We start from the raw sequence: 19466 nt of genomic DNA on the forward strand, positions 1-19466 counted from the left end.
CATAAAATGACCAAACGAAACACACAGCAGCGCCGACACGCGATTGCCGCCTTGGTCCAGGAGCGGGGCGAAGTCAGTGTTGATGAGCTGACGCAGCGCTTTGCCACCTCAGAGGTCACCATCCGCAAAGACCTTGCGCTGCTGGAAACCGGTGGTTTGCTGTTGCGCCGCTATGGTGGCGCGGTGTCGCTGCCCAGTGAGATGGTCAGCGATGCCGATGTGGAGCATGTTCCGAAACGAAAGCAAGCAATTGCCCGAGCCGCCGCCGAGCGCCTGCGCGACCACAACCGGGTGATCATCGACAGTGGCACCACCACCAGCGCCATGATCCCGCTGCTGGGTAACAAGCGTGGGCTGGTGGTGATGACCAACTCACTGAACGTGGCCGGGCAACTGCGCGAGCTGGAAAACGAACCCATCCTGCTGATGACCGGCGGCACCTGGGACCCGCACTCCGAGTCCTTCCAGGGGCAGATGGCCGAGCAGGCGCTGCGTTCCTACGATTTTGACCAGTTGTTCATCGGCGCCGATGGCATCGACCTTGAACGCGGTACCACGACCTTCAACGAGCTGGTTGGCCTGTCACGGGTGATGGCTGAGGTGGCGCGTGAGGTGATCGTGATGGTGGAGTCCGACAAGATCGGGCGCCGCATTCCTAATCTGGAGCTGCCGTGGCAGCGTATCCATACCCTGGTGACCGACGACGGCCTGAGCGCTGATGCCCGTCACCAGATCGAAACCAAGGGCGTGACGCTGATCTGCGCGCCCACCCCGCAAGACAGGAGAAAATGAATGTGTGGCATTGTTGGCGCCATTGCGCAGCGTAATATCGTCCCGATTTTGGTTGAGGGTCTGAAACGGCTGGAATACCGTGGCTATGATTCCGCCGGTATTGCCGTGCTGACCGGCAGCGAGATCCGTCGTGTACGCCGGGTCGGCCGGGTGGCCGAGATGGAGAACGCGGCGGCAGACGAGGGCCTGCAGGGCCTGCTCGGTATTGGCCACACCCGCTGGGCCACCCACGGCGGCGTGACCGAGTTCAATGCCCACCCGCACATCTCCTTTGGCCAGATCGCCGTGGTGCATAACGGCATCATCGAAAACCATGAAGAACAGCGCCTGCGCCTGAAGGAACTGGGCTACGCCTTTGAATCACAAACCGATACCGAAGTCATCGCCCATCTGGTGCATTACTACTACCAGTCGGGCCGCAGCCTGTTCGACGCCGTCAAACAGGCTACGCGAGAGCTGACCGGTGCCTACGCCATTGGCGTGATTGCGCTGGACCGTCCAGACGAGCTGGTGTGCGCCCGCATGGGCTGCCCGCTGCTGGTGGGCCTGGGCGAAGGCGAAAACTTCATCGCCTCCGATGTGTCGGCCATCCTCTCCGCCACGCGCCGGGTGATCTTTCTGGAAGAGGGCGATATCGGCCACCTCACGCGTGACGGCGTGAAGCTGATCGACAAGGACGACCAGCCGGTCACCCGTCCGGTGCATGTGTCGGATGTGTCGCTGGCTTCGCTGGAACTGGGGCCTTACAGCCACTTCATGCAGAAGGAAATTCACGAACAACCCAAGGCCCTGTCCGACACCATCGACACTGTGCTGGATCACGGCTTCAATGCCAGCCTGTTTGGTGATGCGGCCGCCAGCGTGCTGCCACAGCTGCAAGGCGTGAAGATCCTCGCCTGTGGCACCAGCTACTACGCCGGCTTGACCGCCAAATACTGGATCGAAAGCATTGCCGGTGTGAGCTGCGATGTGGAGATTGCCAGCGAATACCGCTACCGCGCAGCCTTTGCCAACCCGCAGCACCTGGTGGTGACCATTTCGCAGTCTGGTGAAACGCTGGACACCATGGAAGCACTGAAATACGCCCGCGAGCTGGGCCATCGCCATGCGCTGTCGATTTGCAATGTGCGCGAGTCCGCCATTCCGCGTGCCAGTGACCTGGTGTTCTACACCCGCGCTGGCGCCGAAATCGGGGTGGCCTCCACCAAGGCATTCACCACCCAGCTGGTTGGCCTGTTTGCACTGGCGGTGACCTTGGGCAAGGTGCGCGGGCGCGTGGACGCGGCGGCAGAGGCACAGTACCTGGACGAGCTGCGCCACCTGCCGGGCAGCGTACAGCATGCGTTGAACCTGGAGCCGCAGATCAAGCTGTGGGCCGAGCAATTCTCCGGCAAGCAACATGCGCTGTTCCTGGGCCGTGGCGTGCACTACCCGATCGCACTGGAAGGCGCGCTCAAGCTGAAGGAAATCTCCTACATCCACGCCGAAGCCTACCCGGCCGGTGAGCTCAAGCATGGGCCGCTGGCTCTGGTGGATGACAGCATGCCGGTGGTGGTGATCGCACCGAACGACAGCCTGCTGGAAAAAGTGAAATCCAATATGCAGGAAGTGCGCGCCCGTGGCGGTGAGCTGTTTGTGTTTGCCGACCTCGACAGCCACTTCAGCGAATCCGATGGTGTGCATGTGATCCGCACCCCGCGCCACGTTGGCACCCTGTCGCCGGTGGTACACGCCATTCCGGTACAGATGCTCGCCTACCACGCCGCCCTGCAGCGTGGCACCGATGTCGACAAGCCGCGCAATCTGGCCAAGTCGGTCACGGTAGAGTAACGCTACAGATTCCCGCCGGTGATACACCGGCGGGTGCCGCCATCCTGTTGACCACGCCATCACGCGAAGGGTGTCACCGCAGCACCGCTGCGCTGGAACAAACCCCCAGCGGCGCGGCCTGAATGGCTCAGCCTTGGAGTACGTCGCACCATGTCGGACGCCGCATACTGGTTGCTGTTCTTTTCCGCCGCCCTGGCGCTGGTGGTGTCACCGGGGCCAGACCTGCTCTATATCCTGTCCCGCTCGATTGCGGGTGGCACCCGCATCGGTCTGGCGGCGACGGCCGGGGTATGCAGCGGGGCGCTGGTGCATGTGACCGCAGCCGCTCTGGGGCTCTCGGCCATCCTGGCCACCTCGGTGACTGCCTTCAATGTAGTGAAGTATGTGGGGGCGGCATACCTGATCTACCTGGGTATCAAGGCCTTGCGCTCGGCGGGGGCTGCCTTTCGGGTCGACGATCAGCCACGCCAGCCCACCACCCCATGGCAAGCCTTTCGTCAGGGGGTACTGATTGACGTGCTGAACCCCAAAGTCGCCGTGTTTTACATGGCCTTCCTGCCGCAATTCGTCCGCCACGGCCACGGGACGACAGCACAGCAGCTGATGCTGCTCGGCGTGCTGGTGATTCTGGTTGCCATCGTGGTGGAGGCGGCCTTTGTGCTGGCCACCGCCCGTACCACCCGGTTCTTCCGTAACCACCCTCGCGCCTCGGTCTGGCTGGACCGGGTATTCGGTGGTGTACTGCTGGCCTTGGGGGTGCGGCTGGCCCTCAGCCAGCAGCGCTAAGGGTTTCATGGTAATTCTGGACTTACCTTGACCAGCTCTCCAGTAAAGAAGCTACTCGTGGGTCATCCAGATAAGCCACATTGAACCGCATCCAAGGAGTCGGAGGTTGATTAACGCGAAATAAGGCACCAGGTGCAAGCATGACCTTTTTTGCAATGGCTTCTTCTGTTAATTTTATAGGACACCCCACATCGGGGGGGATGGACACCCACAAAAAAGGCCCACCGCTTTGATTGGTAAATACCTTTAACCCAAAGCGATCCAACAGAGCCAATCCAGCCTCTTTTTTCTGAACGAGGCGTTCACGCAGACTGGCTAGTCTGTGACGATATTTGCCTTCTGTCAGTAACTGTAAAGCAACTCGTTCGGTGATTTCACTACTGGTTAACCCTAACATCATCTTATGATGCGTGAGTGCATCAATTACAGCATGGTTGGCAACAACAAAACCAACACGTAGACTGGGTGCTAAGGTTTTTGAAAAACTTCCTACATAGACGACTCGCCTCAATTCATCCAGAGTGGCCAGTGTAACACGGGGGCGTGATGACAGGCCTTGGCTCACATCATTTTCCACTAGCCACATATCGTTTTGTTCAACAAGCCTTAAGACCTTATGAGCTACTGCGGGTGAATAGCTTGCACCGGTTGGATTCTGAAGCCAAGGGTTAGTGAAAAACGCTTTGCAAGTGTGACGCTGAAGTATGCCTTCAAGTAACGCAATGTCTGGGCCTGATGGTGTCCATGGTACGCCTATGGCGTGACGCCCATGGATGGATAACGCGCTGTGCAGGCCAAAATACCCTGGATCATCAACCAGCACGGTATCGCCAGGCTTTGTCAGGGCAAGTATGGCTAACGTTATGGCTTGGCTTGCACCTTGTGTAAGTAAAATTTGTGGTGCCGAAACTTCCAGGCTCTCTTCAGTCATTGCGCGTGCGAGCCATTCACGCAAGCCAGGCAAGCCTTTTGAATCACCGTATGGGCTAAGTGTGTGTTGCTTGTTTGCGATCAGGCGTAGTGCAGTGCGAATGCCGTCCTGATCATACCAGTCGTAGTGCATCCACCCACTGCCGGGCTTGGCACAGTCAAGAGGCGGCTCGTAAAGGCTATCAGCCAGCCAAAATGCATTGGCAGCATGCGGGATAGGCAGGGTGATGCTGACGGATTTCTGGTGCGGCCGTTCTGAGAGAAAAAAACCATCACCGCGTCGGGCAAACAACACACCTTCAGCGACAAGGCGATCATAGGCCTCAGCAACCGTGAAGGTGCTCACACCATAGTGTGCTGCAAAGCCACGGATAGACCACATCCGCTCACCGGCTTTAAGCACTCCGTCAGCTTGCGCCTGCCGTATGGCACTCGTAATTTGAGCGACTAAGGGTGTGTCGAGCAAGTTGTCTAAGAGGATATTCATGCTAGGCATGGTGTATTGGCTCCGTAACCTGTACAGCGCCTGTACGCTGCTTGTTAACTGTACATGGTGCCATGTTAACTGTACAGACAACATCCTTCAAATAGAAGGACTCTGATATTAACCAAGCCTTGTAGATGGAGTTTGTCATGAAGTATTTCATAACACTATTAACCCTGTTCATGTTCTCAACAGCAAACTCTCAGACGACAGCTACCCTAAAAGTCGGAATCGATGGTGCATTTCCTCCCTATAGCGAGGTTTTGCCTGATGGCAGTCTAAAAGGCTTTGATGTAGATATAGCAAAAGCAATTTGTAGTGAGCTTAAGCGAAAATGTGATCTCATCCGTTTTGATTTTGATGGGATGATTCCGGCACTTTCAGTTAAAAAACTGGATATGCTGGTGGCTTCTATGGCAATCACTGAAGAGCGCAAGAAAAAGGTGAGTTTTTCAGATAAATATGAAGGTGGTTATATGGTTTTTTATGGCCGTAAAGACAGAAAAATGGAGGCTACACCATTAGGAATGAAAGGTAAGGTCATTGGTGTTATTCGAGGTTCAGTGCAAGAGAGTTATATAAAAGCAGAGTTTGCGAGCAAAGGTGTCAGAATGACATCATATGATGATGCTGAAAAAGCCTTGATGGACTTGGCGGTTGGTCGCACTGACGCTATATTTATAGAAATAGGAAATGCAATAGAATTTAAAAAGAGACCGTCAAACGCGCAGCTTGCTATTTTTGGACCAAAATTTGATGATAAAAAATACTTTGGCACGGGGTCAGGTATAGCGGTGCGAAAAGAAGATAGAGACCTTTTGATAGAAATCAATAAGGCAATAGCAAAGATTAGAACGAATGGTGTGTATAAGAGTATCAATGATAAATATTTTGAATATGATCAGTATGAATAATTTCGCTGATCGAGTGTATGGCAACCGCATGGAAAATTTTTGACCCATCAAGAGGGGAAACATGCAACGCATTGATCATGTACTTGCTCTGTCAACGCCGGGCGCTCAGTTGACTGTAACACGCTGGCATTTTGGTATGCTTGGGGCGCGGCCAAAAGTATTTATACAGGCCGCGTTGCATGCAGATGAATTACCAGGTGTGCTTGTTGCGCATGAAATAAAACAAAAACTGGAGGTACTGGAGCAAGCCGGGCTTTTAAGGGGCGAGGTGATACTTGTGCCTGTGGCAAACCCAATTGGCCTGGCACAATTCCAAAATAGTACTCAGCATGGGCGGTTTGATGGCCAGACTGGTAGAAATTTTAATCGCGGATTTCCTGACCTTGTAGATGCTGTAGCGGCTCTGATTGAATCACAGTTGACGAACTCAGCTGAAAATAATCTACACATTATTCGTGATGCGCTATCGTGTGCATTGCAGCAATTGACGGTAAATTCTCAGCTTGAAGCTTTGCAATGCCACCTATTTGACCTTGCACTTGATGCGGATCTCGTATTGGATTTGCACTGTGATAGCGAGGCGGACTTGCATCTGTATGCACACCGCGAGCAGTTACCCATTGTACAAGTGCTAGGGGCGTATTTAGGGGTGGCAGCTATTCTTTATGCTGATGAGCAGGGTGGACAGTCCTTTGATGATGCATTGACTCGACAGTGGTATCAGTTAAAAAAGCGCTTTCCCAGCTATCCTATTCCAGTTGGGTGTACTGCGGTGACAGTAGAACTGCGGGGTCAGAGCGATGTAAATATCAAGATGGCTTTAGCCGATGCTGACGCTATTATTAAGTTCATTTCATGGCATAGCTCCCCATCAGCAAACAAGGTGGAGGCATTGCATACTGTGCAACAGAAGTCAACACCACTGAATTTTACGGAAATTCTCGCTTCACCTATCAGCGGCATTGTAAGCTACACCATTTCCTATGGGGTAGAAGTAAGCCCAGGGACCTGCCTAGCGGTGATAGTAAATCCAATCTCAGGGGAGACGTTAGAATTGATTACCCAGAGTGGTGGAATATACTATGCACGAAATGCATCACGCTACGTCGCTGCTGGCACCGAAGTATGTTTTGTAGCAGGTGATAGTATACAGCGCAATACCGATAACTTACTTTCAAGTTAAAAATTGTATTGAAATGGTAATTGCGCAGTCTAGAAGATTCTTGTCCGGCCTGCAGGCGGCTGTATGAACGGCACTCACCCCTCGTGTACCGGCATCCGGGCAGATTCGTCGAGCAAGAAGCGGCGAAAGGCCTGCAGTGCCGGACGTTCGGCCAGACTGGGTGGGTAGACCAGCCAGTAGCGGCCCTGGCTGGCGATGGTGGGGTTGAAGGGGCGGCGGAGCAGTCCGGTATCCAGCTCCTGCTGGATGAAGGCCAGGCGCCCCAGCGCTACACCCTGCCCGGCAATGGCCGCCATCAATAGCGCGTTGCTGTCGTCAATGGTCGGGCCGTGACGCACGGACAGCTGGCCGCAGCCAGCGTGCTGCAACCAGCGCTGCCAATCCTGATGATTATCCTCATGCAGCAAGGTGGCCCAGGCCAGATCCGTGGGCTGGCACAGCTGACGGCCTTCCATGCGATAGCCCGGTGCGCACACTGGCGTGAGCTGGGTGCCAAACAGTGGGTCGGCCATCAGCTCGGGCCAGTGCTCCCGTTGTCCCCAGCGGATGGCCAGATCTGCACCCTCACGCTTGAGATCCACGTGTTGCACGGTGTGATGCAGCTTGAGCTCGATTTCCGGGTGCGCAGCCCAGAATGCAGGCAGGCGGCCCACCAGCCAGCGGCTGGAGAACAGCGGGGTCAGCGCAATGGTCAGGCCATGCTGCTGCCGGGCCTGCTGCTGTAGCTGGTCCATCACCTGCTCGATGGATTGGAACGCCTGGCTAAGGGTATGCAGCAGGGTTTCACCTGCCGGGGTCAGCTGCACTTTGCGCACCAGCCGTTCAAACAGCTTCAGGCCCAGATGGGTTTCCAGCTGGCGGATTTGATGGCTGACGGCGGCCTGGGTGACAAACAGGGCGTCTGCAGCGCGGGTGAAGGACAGCAGGCGAGCGGCCACCTCAAAGGTCTTCAGGGCTTTCAGGTAATGCAGATCCTTGCGCATGGCGTCCTCATCATGCATAAGATTAATTTATCCATTGCATGAGAATTGCTCGATTGTCACTGCCCTGTCAAGCCAAGTGTAATAGCCGCAGTCCGTCGTGCATGCAGATGCTGGATGCAAAAGCCATATTGATGCAGGCTGCGGCGGGGTGTGCAACCGGCAGCGTTCAGACTGCCCCCAGACTCAGGTCAGGAACCATGTCCAACAAACCCCGGGTATATCCCTATATCCCCAACTCGGTGCCAGAGGTCAAGGCCGCCATGCTGGCAGCGTGTAACGCGCGCTCGGTCGAGGATTTCTACGCCGAGATTCCGGCAGCGCTGCGCATGATCCAGCCCATGCAACTGCCGGAGCCCATGTTGTCCGAAGTGCGGCTGAAGCAACATGTTGAGCGCATCATGGCACGCAATACTGCTGCCAATGAAGTGGTCAGTTTTCTGGGGGGCGGCTGTTACCAGACCCACGTGCCGTCAATTTGTGACGAGATCAATGGCCGCAGCGAGTTTTTGACCGCTTACGCCGGTGAGCCGTACGACGACCATGGCCGTTTCCAGGCCCTGTTTGAATACTGCTCGATGATGGGTGAGCTGCTGGATGCAGAAGTCGTCAGCGTGCCGACCTTTGATGGTTTTCAGGCTGCAGCGACGGTTTGCCGCATGGCGGGGCGCTACAGCGGCAAGCGCAAGGTGCTGCTGGCGGCCAGCGTCAACCCGGACAAGCTCAGCCATATCGTAACCTATGGTCGTGCAGACCTCGATTTCGAGTACGTGGCGTTCAATAGCGATACTGGTCAGGTGGACCTCGACGACCTGAGTGCCAGGCTGGACGATACGGTAGCCGGTTTTTACTTTGACACCCCCAATTACTTCGGGGTGATCGAGAATGGGCCTGCCATTAGCCAGCGGGTCAAAGCCAAGGGCGCGATGCTGCTGACCGGGGTCGATCCGTCCTCGCTCGGCGTGCTGACCCCGCCGATCCGCTTTGGTGCGGATCTGGTGTGCGGCGACATTCAGCCGCTGGGCATGCACATGAGTTATGGCGGCGGCCACGGCGGCTTCATCAGCAGCCGGGACGAAGAAGCGCTGGTGCTGCAGTACCCGTCCCGCCTGTTCGGCATTGCCCCAACCGAGGTGCCGGGCGAGTACGGTTTTGGCGATGTCGCCTACCACCGCACTTCGTTCGACAAGCGCGAGAACGGTAATGAATTCGTCGGTACCGCTGCCGCACTATGGGGCATTACTGCCGGGGTCTATCTGGCGATGATGGGGCCGAAAGGCATGCAGGAGCTGGGCGAAGGCATGATGAAACGCCTGTGCTACCTCAAGCAGCGGCTGGCCAGCCTGCCGGGGGTGCGTCTGGCTCATGGCAGCAGCGCCCACTACCGCGAGTGCGTGGTGAACTTCAACCGCACTGGCAAGACCGTTGCCGAGATCAACCAGGCGCTGCGTGCACGCGGCATCTTTGGGGGGCACGATCTCTCGGAGACCTTCCCGTCACTGGGGCAATCGGCCCTGTACGCCGTCAGTGACCTGCACAGCCAGGCCGACCTCGATGCCCTGGTGGATGCACTGGCGCAGATTCTGCAAGGACAGACCGCATGAGCATGCAAGACATTTCCCGATTCCGTTTCACCGATGGCAAGCCCAATCTGCGTCGTTACCATCAGGCGCGCTGGGACGAGCCGGTGATTTTTGAGCTGAGCCAAGCCGGTGAGCGTGGTGTGCTGGTACCCGAAGTGGAGGTGGCGATCGAAGCGGCCGGACACGATGTGCTGGCTACCCTGCCTGCCGGCATGCAGCGCAAGGATGCACCTGCACTGCCCGAGTTGTCACAAAACCGGACGTTGCGCCACTACCTGCGGCTGTCGCAGGAAAACCTGGGGGCGGACTTCAACGTGGATGTAGGGCAGGGCACCTGCACCATGAAGTACAACCCGAAGATCAATGAGCAGCTGGCCCGTGCGCCCAAAATGAGCGAGCTGCATCCCTTGCAGCATGAAGACACGGTACAGGGCATCCTGCAGGTGATGTACGCGATGGAAGGCGTGCTGAAAGAAGTCTCCGGCATGGACGCCATCAACCTGCAGCCCCGCTCCGGTTCACATGCCATCTACGCCAATATGGCCATCATTCGCGCCTGGCATGAGTCGCGCGGTGAAGGTGCGCAGCGTGATGAAGTGATCACTACCATTTTCTCGCACCCGTCAGATGCCGCCTGCGCCAAGCTGATGGGCTACAAGGTGATCACCCTCTACCCGGACGAGAACGGCTACCCGGACCTCGAAGCCATGCGGGCCGCAGTGTCGCCGCGTACCGCCGCGCTGATCATCACCAATCCGGAAGACACCGGCATCTTCAACCCGCGCATCCGCGAATGGGTGGATCTGGCACACAGTGTGGGCGCGCTCACCTGCTACGACCAGGCCAATGCCAACGGACTGATGGGGATTGCCCGCGCGCGTGAGGCCGGGTTTGATTTGTGTCACTTCAATCTGCACAAGACCTTTGCCACCCCGCACGCCTGCGGTGGTCCGGCGGTTGGTGCGATGTGTGTGACCGAAGCACTGGCCCCTTTCCTGCCCCGCCCACGGGTGGTACAGGACGGACAGCGCTACCGGCTGGACATGGGCGATGACCGCTCCATCGGCAAGGTATCGGCCTTCCTGGGCACCGCCAGCATCGTATTGCGTGCCTACGCCTGGGTGATGAATCTGGGTGCCGACGGCCTGCGTGAAGTCTCGGAAATCGCGGTACTCAACAACAACTACATGATGGCCGAGCTGCTGAAGATTCGTGGCCTGACCGCACCGTATGCCGAAGGCCACCGCCGTATCGAGCAGGTGCGTTACAGCTGGGCAGGTCTGGCGGCAGACACCGGTATTCATTCGGACGAGATCGGTATCCGTGCGGCCGACTTTGGCACCCACTACTGGACCAGCCATCATCCCTATGTGGTACCGGAGCCCGCCACTATTGAGCCGACCGAAGCCTACTCACGGGCGGATCTGGACGAGTTTGTCGGCATCATGCGGCATATCGCCGATGAAGCACGGCAAGACCCGGCCAAGGTCAAAGGTGCGCCCTACAACTGTCCGATCCACAAGGTGCAGGGCGATTACCTGGACGACCCGGCGCGCTGGGCGATTACCTGGCGGGCGTGGCAGCGCAAGCTGCGGGAGCACGGCGCGGCATGAGTGATCGCTGGCGGATTGGCCTCTTGGTCAATCCCTACGCCGGGCTGGGTGGGCCACTGGCGCTGAAAGGCAGTGACGGCTGCGCGGTGCAGGCCTTGCAGGCCGGGGCGGTGCCGCAGGCTGCCGTGCGGGCGACACAGGCCATACTCGCGCTGCAGCCGTGGTGGCCGCAGATCGACTGGCTGACCGGCAGTGGCCCGCTGGGCGAGGCAGTGCTGGCCGCGCTGGGCTTGCCAGCCCAGTGCTGCCACCATGCGCAGCCCGCCGGAGGGCTGCAAAGTCAGGCCGAGGACAGTCGGCAACTGGCGGCCCGGCTGGCTGCCCAGTCGCCCGACCTGCTGCTGTTCGCCGGCGGCGACGGTACCGCACGCGACGTACTGAGCGGTGCAGGGGTACAGCAAGCCGTGCTGGGCATTCCCGCCGGGGTGAAGATGCAGTCGGCGGTGTTCGGTCATACCCCGCAGGCCAGCGGCCTGCTGGCCGCGCGCTTTCTGTCGGGCAGCAGACGGATCACGGCACAGCAGGAGGTGATGGACCTGGACGAAGCCGCCTTGCGGCAAGGCCGGGTGCAGGCGGCGCTGTTTGGCTATATGGCAACGCCGGTGGACCCGCGCTACCTGCAAGCGGGCAAGTCGCGCGCGCCGGAGGGCGATCGGGTACAGACCGAGGCCATCGCGACGCGGGTACAGGAACAGCTGAGCCCCGGTGTGGCCCACCTGCTTGGGCCGGGCTCGACCACATATGCGGTCAAGCGCCTGCTGGGCGGCGGCAGCTTGCTGGGCGTGGATGTCTGGCAGGATGGTCACTGGCGGGTACAGGATGCGACCGAAGCGCAACTGTGGCAGCAGGTACAGCAGGGGCCGTGCCAGGCCTGGGTTAGCTGCATTGGCGGGCAGGGCCATGTGTTTGGCCGGGGCAACCAGCAGTTTTCACCACGGATATTGCAGCGGCTGGGGCCAGTGGCGGTGACGGTATTGGCCACGCCGGGCAAGCTGCAGTCGCTGGGCGGGCGACCCCTGCTGATCGACAGTGGCGACCCGTTGCTGGACGCCGCCTTTGCCGGCATGGCGCGGGTGTGGACCGGCTACCGGGATGAAGTACGTTACCGCTTGCGCGGCGAGCCGCCGCCAGCGGATGATGCAGCACAATAACAGGCGGCAGTGACCGCCATCACATGACAAGGACAGGGCATGAGCAGCGTAAAACAGGGTGAACTGCAGGGCAAGGTGGCACTGGTGACCGGGGGGGCTTCCGGTATCGGCCAGGCCACCGCGCAGTTGTTTGCCGAAGAAGGGGCCCGAGTGGCGGTGTGTGACATCAATCTGGACCGGGCCGAGATGGTGGCGAGCGAGATTCGCGCCGCCGGGGGGGAGGCTTATGCCGTGCAGGCCGATGTCAGCCGGGCAGCAGACTGTGAAGCGGCCATACAATCGGTGATCGGGCGCTGGGGGCGGCTGGATGTGCTGTTCAACAATGCGGGCATCACCCGTCGTACCAGCGTGGTGGACACCACGGAAGCCGAGTGGGACGCGGTGATGGCGGTCAACCTGAAATCAGTGTTCCTGATGAGCAAGTATGCCGTGCCGGTGATGGCTGGCCAGGGCGGGGGCAGCATCATCAATACCGGTTCCGGCTGGGGGCTGGTGGGTGGCAAGGATGCGGCACCGTATTGCGCCTCGAAAGGCGCAGTGGTCAACCTGACACGGGCGATGGCGGTCGACCACGGCCCGCAGCAGGTACGCGTCAATACCGTGTGTCCCGGTGACACCGATACCGCCATGTTGCGTAATGAAGCGCACCAGCTGGGGCTGGCGGATGATGCGCTGGTGGCGGCAGGCGACCAGCGCCCGCTGCAGCGGGTGGGTAGCCCGCGCGAGATCGCGCAGGCGGTGCTGTTCCTTGCCAGTGACCGTTCTTCCTTCGTCACCGGTGCCGCCTTTGTGGTGGATGGCGGCGGTCTGGCCGGGTCGATGTAAACCGGCAGGCGGCCCCCACTAGGGCCGCCTGGCTTTACAGGCTGACCCAGCGGCTGTCTTCCGCGCTGGAGCGCAGGCAGGCCTCGATGAACAGCTGATCGTGCAGCGCCTCGTCCACCGTCGGCAGCACCGGGCAGGGCGTGCCGTGCTGGATCAACTCAGCGGCGTCGCGGTATAGCGCGGCAAACGCCTCCAGATACCCTTCCGGGTGGCCGGATGGCACGCGGGACAGCCGCCGGACGTCATCACCGCAGCCGGGGCCTCCCCGGCTGAGCGTCTGGCCCGGTTGGCCGAGCGGGAACCACTGCAGCAGATTGGCCTGTTCGTGCACCCATTCCAGCGCCGCGTGTTCACCGACCACCTGTACCCGCAAACTGTTTTCCCGGCCCACCGCCACCTGGCTGGCGACAATTAGCCCGCGTGCGCCATTGGCATAGCGGCAGTTCACCTGTGCGTGGTCGTCCAGCCGACGGCCCGGCACCAGCCGCGCCAGATCGGCAGACAGGCGGCTCGGGCGCTGGCCAGTCACAAAGTGGCTGAGGTTGTAGGCGTGCACGCCGATGTCACCCAGCGCGCCCACGGCACCGGCCTGTGCAGGATCGGTGCGCCAGCTGGCCTGCTTTTGCCCCTGCTGCTCCAGCGGGGTGGCCAGCCAGTCCTGGGTATAGCTGACATGCACCAGCCGCAGCGCGCCCAGATCGCCGCGCAGGATACGCTCGCGCATCTCGCGCAGCATCGGGTAGCCGGTATAGGTGTAGGTGACGATCAGCTGGCGCTGTTGCGCCTGGCTGAGGGCCTGCAGCTCGCGCGCTTCCGCACTGGTGACGGTGAGCGGCTTGTCACAGATCACGTGCAGGCCCGCCTGCAGGCAATCCCGTACTGCGGCGAAGTGCAGGTGATTGGGAGTGACGATCACCACGGCTTCAATACCGTCTGCCCGACCCCGCTCGCCCTGCAGCATGGCCTGGTGACTGTCGTAACAGCGCTCAGGTGCCAGACCCAGTTCCAGCCCGCTCTGTCGGGCCCGTTCCGGCTGACTGGACAGCGCCCCGGCCAGCAGATCAAAACGATTGTCAAAACGCATGGCCAGACGATGCACCGCGCCGATGAAGGCGCCCTGCCCGCCACCGATCATGCCGGTACGGATTCGGTTCATGGAGTCTCCTCAGTGTTATTGCGCTGCAAGCGCCTTGGTTACAGGCTTTCGTTACATCGCATGTTGCGATGCAATGACGAAAATCCGGTGTGATGCTTGACAACACTGTAACGCAAAAAATATTCTGTATCCAGAATTTGAAAACGTTTCAATTTTGAGTTGTCGTGCAGGTGGACTCAAGAAACGACAGGCAGTGATCGTACCGGTGTGGACATGCTGCCACACGGTGATCGGGACAGGACGTCGGGGGAAGGGCATATGTTGCAATGGGGTGTACTGGGCGCGGGTAATATTTCCGGCGCATTTGTAGCGGGTCTGGCGCAAGCACCGTCGGGACGACTGGCGGCGGTCGCCAGCCGCGAGCTCGCCAAGGCGCAAGTACTGGCCGCGCAGGGCGATGGTGAGGTACGCAGTTATGCACGCTATGAAGACCTGCTGGCCGACCCGGCGATTGACGCCGTCTACATCGGCCTGCCGCATACCGAGCATTTGCGCTGGACGGTGGCGGCGCTGCGGGCAGGCAAGCATGTGCTGTGTGAAAAGCCGCTGGCACTGAACCACGCTGAAGCCATGCTGGCGTTCACCGAGGCCGAGCGCGCAGGCAAGCTGCTGATGGAAGCCTTCATGTACCGCTGCCTGCCGCAAACGGCCAAACTGGTGGAATTGCTGCAGCAAGGCATCATTGGCCGGGTACGGCATATCCAGGCCTCGTTCAGCTTTGCCTCCAGCCCGCGTGCTGGCTCGCGGCTGTGGGAGCCGTCGCTGGCGGGTGGCGGCATCATGGATGTGGGTTGTTATCCGGTGTCGATGGCGCGACTGGTGGCCGGGGTGGCGCAAGGGCAGCCGTTTGCGCAGCCGGTCAGCCTGCAGGCCCAGGGCCGCATTGGTGAAACCGGCGTCGACGAGTGGGCGGTCGCCACCCTGCTGTTCCCCGGCGATATTGTGGCGCAGATTGCCACCGGCATCTGTGTCGAGCAGGAAGAATCGCTGCGCATCGGCGGCAGTACCGGTGCACTGGTGGTGCCGAAGCCATGGTATGGCGCGGGCAGCGAGGGTGGACAGAGCGAGATCCTGCTGGTGCGGGACGAGGCGGTGGTGGAGCGCATTGTGGTGGACGCCCCATACGGCCTGTATGCCCATGAAATCGAAACGTTTGCAGCGGCCGTGCAGCAAGGGGCGGTGGCGCATCCGGCCATGAGCGCGGCGGACAGTCTGGGCAATCTGGCGGTGCTCGACCAGTGGCGGCGTGCGCTGGGGCTGGTGTTCCCGCGTGAAACGGCGGTGGGGCTGGCGGGCCGCAACAATCTGGCGGGTCTGCCGATTACTCGCCGTGCCGACAGTGTCATGCAGTATGGCAAGGTACCGGGGCTGGACAAGCCGGTGTCGCGGCTGGTGATGGGGGTAGACAATCAGGAAAGCCTGCCGCACGCCGCCGCCATGTTCGATGATTATCTGGAGCGCGGCGGCAATACCTTCGACACCGCCTGGGTGTACGACTTTGACGGCGGCCACAGCGAAGCGGTATGGGGTGACTGGCTGCGTGCACGCGGCGGGCGCGACGATCTGGTGCTGATCTCCAAGGGGGCGCACACGCCCAACTGCACGCCGGAAGCCATGCAGCGCGAGTTTGCCGAGAGTCTGGAGCGCCTGAGCACCGACCACGCCGACATCTACATCCTGCACCGTGACAACCTGCAGGTGCCGGTGGGTGAGTTTGTCGATGTGCTGAACCAGCACGTCCGCGCGGGCAAGTTCAAGGTGTTTGGTGGCTCCAACTGGTCGCTCGAGCGGGTAGCGGAAGCCAATGCCTACGCCGCCAAACATGGTCTGCAAGGCTTCTCGGTGCTGAGCAACCAGCTGAGCCTGGCGCGTTTGCTGTCTCCCATCTGGGCCGGTTGTGTATCCGCAGGTGATCTGGATTCCCGCCGCTGGCTGACCGAGCAGCAACTGGCACTGTTCGCCTGGTCCAGCCAGGCGCGCGGTTTCTTTACCGACCGTGCCGCGCCGGACCGGCTGGACGACGCCGAGCTGGTACGCTGCTGGTACAGTCCGGAAAATTTCCAGCGCCGTGAACGCGCGCAGCAGCTGGCGCGTGAAAAGGGTGTCGACCCGATCAATGTGGCGCTGGCCTGGGTGCTGGCGCAGCCTTTCCCCTGCTTCAGCCTGATCGGCCCGCGCACGCTGGCGGAAACCGCCAGCTCCTTCCGTGCGCTGGAGGTGACGCTGAGTGCCGAAGAGCTGGCCTGGCTGGACCTGGCTGATCCAGGAGCATCGGCATGACTCGCGTTGCCCTGATCGGTGCCGGTGACATCTGCCCGGCCTATGTGAATGGCCTGCGCCGTTTCCCGGCGCTGAAGCTGGTCGGGCTGGCGGATGCCCGACATGAGGCTGCCGTGGCCCGGGGCCGTGAACTGGATGTGCCGGTATTCACGCTCGACGCCCTGCTGGCCAGCGATGCCGACATCATCATCAACCTGACACCACCGCAAGCCCACTTCGAGGTCTGCCAGCGCATTCTGGCGGCAGGCAAGCATGTGTATACCGAAAAGCCACTGGCCGCCACCTTCGGTCAGGGCCAGCAACTGCTGGCAGACGCTCAGCAGCGTGGCCTGCGGGTCGGCTGCGCCCCGGATACCTTTCTGGGGGCTGCCGGGCAGACCGCTCGCCGCTTTGTCGACCAGGGCGGCATTGGCGCGGTGGTGGCCGGGCAGGCCATCATGATGGAGCGCGGCCCGGACGACTGGCACCCCAACCCCGGCTTTTTCTACGCCGCCGGTGCCGGCCCGTTGCTGGATATGGGCGTGTACTACCTTACCCAGCTGGTGCAGTTGCTGGGGCCGATCGAGCAGGTGCAAGGGTTGGCGCATAGCAGCTGGTCGCCCCGCATTGTGCCGCGTGGTGAACGGAAAGGGGCCACCATCGAGGTGGATACCCCGACCCACGTCACCGGCGGGCTGCGCTTTGCCAATGGCGCCTTTGTCAACCTGACCACCAGTTTTGACGTGTGGAAGCACGCCAGTACGCCGATCGAACTGTACGGCGCAGACGGCACCTTGCTGCTGCCGGACCCGAACAATTTTGGTGGCGAGCTGCGCTACAGCCAGCAGGATGGCGACTGGCAGGGCTTGCCGCTGAGCCAGCCGTTTGACAGCAATCTGCGCGGGCTGGGTGTCGCCGAGATGGCGGACGCCATCCGCGAAGGCCGTCCGCACCGGGCCAGCGGCGAGATGGCGCTGCACGTGCTGGAAGTCATGGAAACCCTGCTGCAGTCGGCAGCGCAGCAGCGCCCCTTGCCGGTACTCACCCGCTGTGAGCGGCCTGCCCCGCTGGATACGCTGCCGGGAGGCTTCGCATGAGCGCGCGTCTGGCTTTACAACTGTATACCTTCAACCACACCCCGGTACTGACAGAGCGGCTGGCACTGGCCGCGGCCTGTGGCTACCAGTGGGTGGAGAGCGAGGGCTTGCATGGTCTGCCGGTGGCAGACTTTCTGGCTGCGTTGCAAGAGCATGGCCTGCAGCTGGCCTCAATGCACGCCGATCTCAGCGAGCTGAAGCGACTGCCGGAGTTGAAGCAGGTGCTGCGACAAACCGGCTGCCAGCAATTGGTGATGCCGTGGCTGGACGAGCCTGAGCGGCCGGTTGACCGTGCTGGATGGTTGCAACTGGCACAAGGGCTGCAGCAACTGGCGCAGGAACTGAAGGCAGATGGGGTGCAGTTGAGTTACCACAACCACGCCTTTGAATTTGCCCGCCTGTCTGACCACGAAACGGTACTGGACCTGCTGCTGGCCGAAGCGCCGGACTTGAACTGGCAGGCAGACGTGGCCTGGGTGGTACGGGCTGGAGAAGACCCGGCGTTCTGGCTGCAGCGCTACGCAGACCGCCTGCAGAGTGTGCATGTCAAGGACTACACCGGACCGGGCGGCAACCCGCCAGAGAACGACTGGGCGACGCTGGGTGAAGGTTTGGTGCCGTGGCCGACACTGTTGCCCATCTTGCAGCCCCGGTCTGGCACCTGGATCGTCGAGCACGATCAGCCCGTTGACCCGGCGCGTACTGCAAGACAAGGCCTGAGCTTCCTGCAACAGCACCTGAACTGAGCCAAATACAACGAGGAGAACACGGTGGCGCAACTGGGCATAGTTAATCTACGCAAGACGTTTGGTGACGTAGAGGTGTTGAAGGGCATCAATCTGGAGATCGCGGACCGCGAATTCGTCTGTTTCCTTGGCCCATCCGGCTGTGGCAAGTCTACCCTGCTGCGGGCGATTGCCGGGCTGGAAGAAGTCAGTTCCGGCGATATCGTGATCGACGGACGCAGTGTGGTGGACCTCTCCCCGGCGGATCGCGATCTGGCGATGGTGTTCCAGAGCTACGCGCTGTATCCGCACATGAATGTGCGCAAGAACATGAGTTTTGGCTTGTCCCTGCGCAAGTTCCCCAAGGCCGAGATTGAGAAGCGCATTGCAGAAGCGGCCCGTATCCTGCAACTCGAACCCTTGCTGGAGCGCAAGCCCAAGCAGCTGTCTGGCGGTCAGCGGCAGCGGGTGGCGATTGGCCGCGCCATTGTACGCAACCCGCGCATCTTTCTGTTCGACGAACCGCTGTCCAATCTGGATGCCGCGCTGCGGGTGAATACCCGGGTCGAGTTGGCGCGGCTGCACAAGGAATTGCAAGCCACCATGGTCTATGTGACCCACGATCAGGTCGAGGCCATGACCTTGGCTGATCGGGTGGTGGTGATGAGCGGCGGTCGTATTGAGCAGTTCGGCAAGCCGCTAGAGCTGTACCACCTGCCTGCCAACCGTTTTGTGGCGGGTTTCATTGGCTCGCCGAAGATGAATTTCCTGCCAGTGACTGCGGCCCATAGTGCCGACGGCCACCTGAAGGTGACCAGCTGCGGGGTGGAGATCGCCACCCAGGTGCAAGGGCAGGCCAGCGATGGACTGACGTTGGGCATCCGCCCGGAGCATGTCCAGCTTGTCGAACCGGGTTCCGCATCACTCAATGGGCAGGTGCTGATGGTGGAGCGGCTGGGTGCGGAAAGCCTGGCCTATGTGCGGCTGAGTGGTGGCGAGGTGGTCACGGTCAGCGTCGATGGCAGTCACCTGATCCGGGATGGGGAAACGGTGGGCCTGCAGCCTGACCCGGTGCATTGCCATCTGTTTGATGGGCAAGGTCAGGCGCTGCCACGTACCTTGCCGCCGGAGCTGGCTCATCTGTTGCAAGCCTGAAGG

16 protein-coding genes are annotated in these 19466 nt (G+C 60.5%); 13 read left to right on the forward strand and 3 right to left on the reverse strand.

The window, feature by feature from the left end; genetic code table 11:
* The first annotated feature begins 6 nt into the window (after positions 1-6).
* From HF682_RS15945 to HF682_RS15955, 3 genes are all read left to right on the forward strand, one after another.
* Positions 7-792: a DeoR/GlpR family DNA-binding transcription regulator gene (locus HF682_RS15945; protein WP_168878325.1), complete on the forward strand. Its 786-nt coding sequence runs from the start codon at positions 7-9 to the stop codon at positions 790-792.
* Positions 793-2622 (forward strand): glutamine--fructose-6-phosphate transaminase (isomerizing), encoded by a 1830-nt coding sequence (gene glmS / locus HF682_RS15950; RefSeq protein ID WP_168878326.1) that lies wholly within the window; start codon positions 793-795, stop codon positions 2620-2622.
* 150 nt (positions 2623-2772) lie between these two features.
* Positions 2773-3408, forward strand: coding sequence for a LysE family translocator (locus tag HF682_RS15955; protein WP_168878327.1), 636 nt, complete (start codon positions 2773-2775; stop codon positions 3406-3408).
* Positions 3409-3430: 22 nt separating this feature from the next.
* Here the strand turns inward: HF682_RS15955 and HF682_RS15960 are convergent, their stop codons facing one another.
* Positions 3431-4834 carry an aminotransferase-like domain-containing protein gene (locus HF682_RS15960; RefSeq protein WP_168878328.1) on the reverse strand — a complete coding sequence of 468 codons (1404 nt, stop codon included), beginning with the start codon at positions 4832-4834 and terminating at the stop codon, positions 3431-3433.
* A gap of 137 nt (positions 4835-4971) precedes the next feature.
* On the opposite strand from HF682_RS15960, the gene HF682_RS15965 reads away from it, so the two are divergent.
* Both HF682_RS15965 and HF682_RS15970 read left to right on the forward strand, forming a co-directional pair.
* Positions 4972-5736, forward strand: a complete 765-nt coding sequence (locus HF682_RS15965; RefSeq protein ID WP_168878329.1) for a transporter substrate-binding domain-containing protein — start codon at positions 4972-4974, stop codon at positions 5734-5736.
* Between the two features lie 61 nt (positions 5737-5797).
* Positions 5798-6919, forward strand: coding sequence for a succinylglutamate desuccinylase/aspartoacylase family protein (locus tag HF682_RS15970; RefSeq protein ID WP_168878330.1), 1122 nt, complete (start codon positions 5798-5800; stop codon positions 6917-6919).
* Between the two features lie 74 nt (positions 6920-6993).
* Here HF682_RS15970 and gcvA read toward each other — a convergent pair whose 3' ends face one another.
* Complete coding sequence (gene gcvA, locus HF682_RS15975) at positions 6994-7902, reverse strand: transcriptional regulator GcvA (RefSeq protein WP_168878331.1); 909 nt, start codon at positions 7900-7902, stop codon at positions 6994-6996.
* A gap of 197 nt (positions 7903-8099) precedes the next feature.
* On the opposite strand from gcvA, the gene gcvPA reads away from it, so the two are divergent.
* From gcvPA to HF682_RS15995, 4 genes are read left to right on the forward strand one after another with little or no spacing between them, the layout of a single operon-like run.
* Complete coding sequence (gene gcvPA, locus HF682_RS15980) at positions 8100-9503, forward strand: aminomethyl-transferring glycine dehydrogenase subunit GcvPA (protein WP_168878332.1); 1404 nt, start codon at positions 8100-8102, stop codon at positions 9501-9503.
* Complete coding sequence (gcvPB, locus tag HF682_RS15985) at positions 9500-11095, forward strand: aminomethyl-transferring glycine dehydrogenase subunit GcvPB (protein WP_205882128.1); 1596 nt, start codon at positions 9500-9502, stop codon at positions 11093-11095. The genes gcvPA and gcvPB overlap by 4 nt, the downstream gene beginning before the upstream one ends.
* Positions 11092-12246, forward strand: coding sequence for an ATP-NAD kinase family protein (locus HF682_RS15990; protein WP_168878333.1), 1155 nt, complete (start codon positions 11092-11094; stop codon positions 12244-12246). The genes gcvPB and HF682_RS15990 overlap by 4 nt, the downstream gene beginning before the upstream one ends.
* 39 nt (positions 12247-12285) lie before the next feature.
* Positions 12286-13071: an SDR family NAD(P)-dependent oxidoreductase gene (locus HF682_RS15995; RefSeq protein ID WP_168878334.1), complete on the forward strand. Its 786-nt coding sequence runs from the start codon at positions 12286-12288 to the stop codon at positions 13069-13071.
* A gap of 34 nt (positions 13072-13105) precedes the next feature.
* On the opposite strand, the gene HF682_RS16000 is transcribed toward HF682_RS15995, so the two are convergent.
* Entirely contained in the window at positions 13106-14227 is a 1122-nt protein-coding gene (locus HF682_RS16000; protein WP_168878335.1) for a Gfo/Idh/MocA family protein, read from the reverse strand.
* Between the two features lie 258 nt (positions 14228-14485).
* Here HF682_RS16000 and HF682_RS16005 point away from each other — a divergent pair, with 258 nt between their 5' ends.
* The 4 genes from HF682_RS16005 to HF682_RS16020 are packed head-to-tail and all read left to right on the forward strand — an operon-like array spanning position 14486 to position 19463.
* A complete protein-coding gene (locus HF682_RS16005; RefSeq protein ID WP_168878336.1) occupies positions 14486-16507 on the forward strand; it encodes an aldo/keto reductase in 2022 nt (673 codons plus the stop codon).
* Positions 16504-17583 (forward strand): Gfo/Idh/MocA family protein, encoded by a 1080-nt coding sequence (locus HF682_RS16010; RefSeq protein ID WP_168878337.1) that lies wholly within the window; start codon positions 16504-16506, stop codon positions 17581-17583. The genes HF682_RS16005 and HF682_RS16010 overlap by 4 nt, the downstream gene beginning before the upstream one ends.
* Positions 17580-18329 (forward strand): sugar phosphate isomerase/epimerase family protein, encoded by a 750-nt coding sequence (locus HF682_RS16015; protein ID WP_168878338.1) that lies wholly within the window; start codon positions 17580-17582, stop codon positions 18327-18329. The genes HF682_RS16010 and HF682_RS16015 overlap by 4 nt, the downstream gene beginning before the upstream one ends.
* Positions 18330-18353: 24 nt before the next feature.
* On the forward strand, positions 18354-19463 hold the full coding sequence (locus HF682_RS16020; protein WP_168878339.1) for an ABC transporter ATP-binding protein: 1110 nt from the start codon (positions 18354-18356) through the stop codon (positions 19461-19463).
* Positions 19464-19466 lie beyond the last annotated feature (3 nt).

Origin of the sequence: Leeia aquatica (assembly GCF_012641365.1) — a bacterium.
GTDB lineage: Bacteria > Pseudomonadota > Gammaproteobacteria > Burkholderiales > Leeiaceae > Leeia > Leeia aquatica.

Bases quoted from the DNA above. Each gene is read 5' to 3' on its own strand.
- HF682_RS15945 (WP_168878325.1), top strand. From the start codon at position 7: ATGACCAAACGAAACACACAGCAGCGCCGACACGCGATTGCCGCCTTG.
- glmS (WP_168878326.1), top strand. From the start codon at position 793: ATGTGTGGCATTGTTGGCGCCATTGCGCAGCGTAATATCGTCCCGATT.
- HF682_RS15955 (WP_168878327.1), top strand. From the start codon at position 2,773: ATGTCGGACGCCGCATACTGGTTGCTGTTCTTTTCCGCCGCCCTGGCG.
- HF682_RS15960 (WP_168878328.1), bottom strand. From the start codon at position 4,834: ATGCCTAGCATGAATATCCTCTTAGACAACTTGCTCGACACACCCTTA.
- HF682_RS15965 (WP_168878329.1), top strand. From the start codon at position 4,972: ATGAAGTATTTCATAACACTATTAACCCTGTTCATGTTCTCAACAGCA.
- HF682_RS15970 (WP_168878330.1), top strand. From the start codon at position 5,798: ATGCAACGCATTGATCATGTACTTGCTCTGTCAACGCCGGGCGCTCAG.
- gcvA (WP_168878331.1), bottom strand. From the start codon at position 7,902: ATGCGCAAGGATCTGCATTACCTGAAAGCCCTGAAGACCTTTGAGGTG.
- gcvPA (WP_168878332.1), top strand. From the start codon at position 8,100: ATGTCCAACAAACCCCGGGTATATCCCTATATCCCCAACTCGGTGCCA.
- gcvPB (WP_205882128.1), top strand. From the start codon at position 9,500: ATGAGCATGCAAGACATTTCCCGATTCCGTTTCACCGATGGCAAGCCC.
- HF682_RS15990 (WP_168878333.1), top strand. From the start codon at position 11,092: ATGAGTGATCGCTGGCGGATTGGCCTCTTGGTCAATCCCTACGCCGGG.
- HF682_RS15995 (WP_168878334.1), top strand. From the start codon at position 12,286: ATGAGCAGCGTAAAACAGGGTGAACTGCAGGGCAAGGTGGCACTGGTG.
- HF682_RS16000 (WP_168878335.1), bottom strand. From the start codon at position 14,227: ATGAACCGAATCCGTACCGGCATGATCGGTGGCGGGCAGGGCGCCTTC.
- HF682_RS16005 (WP_168878336.1), top strand. From the start codon at position 14,486: ATGTTGCAATGGGGTGTACTGGGCGCGGGTAATATTTCCGGCGCATTT.
- HF682_RS16010 (WP_168878337.1), top strand. From the start codon at position 16,504: ATGACTCGCGTTGCCCTGATCGGTGCCGGTGACATCTGCCCGGCCTAT.
- HF682_RS16015 (WP_168878338.1), top strand. From the start codon at position 17,580: ATGAGCGCGCGTCTGGCTTTACAACTGTATACCTTCAACCACACCCCG.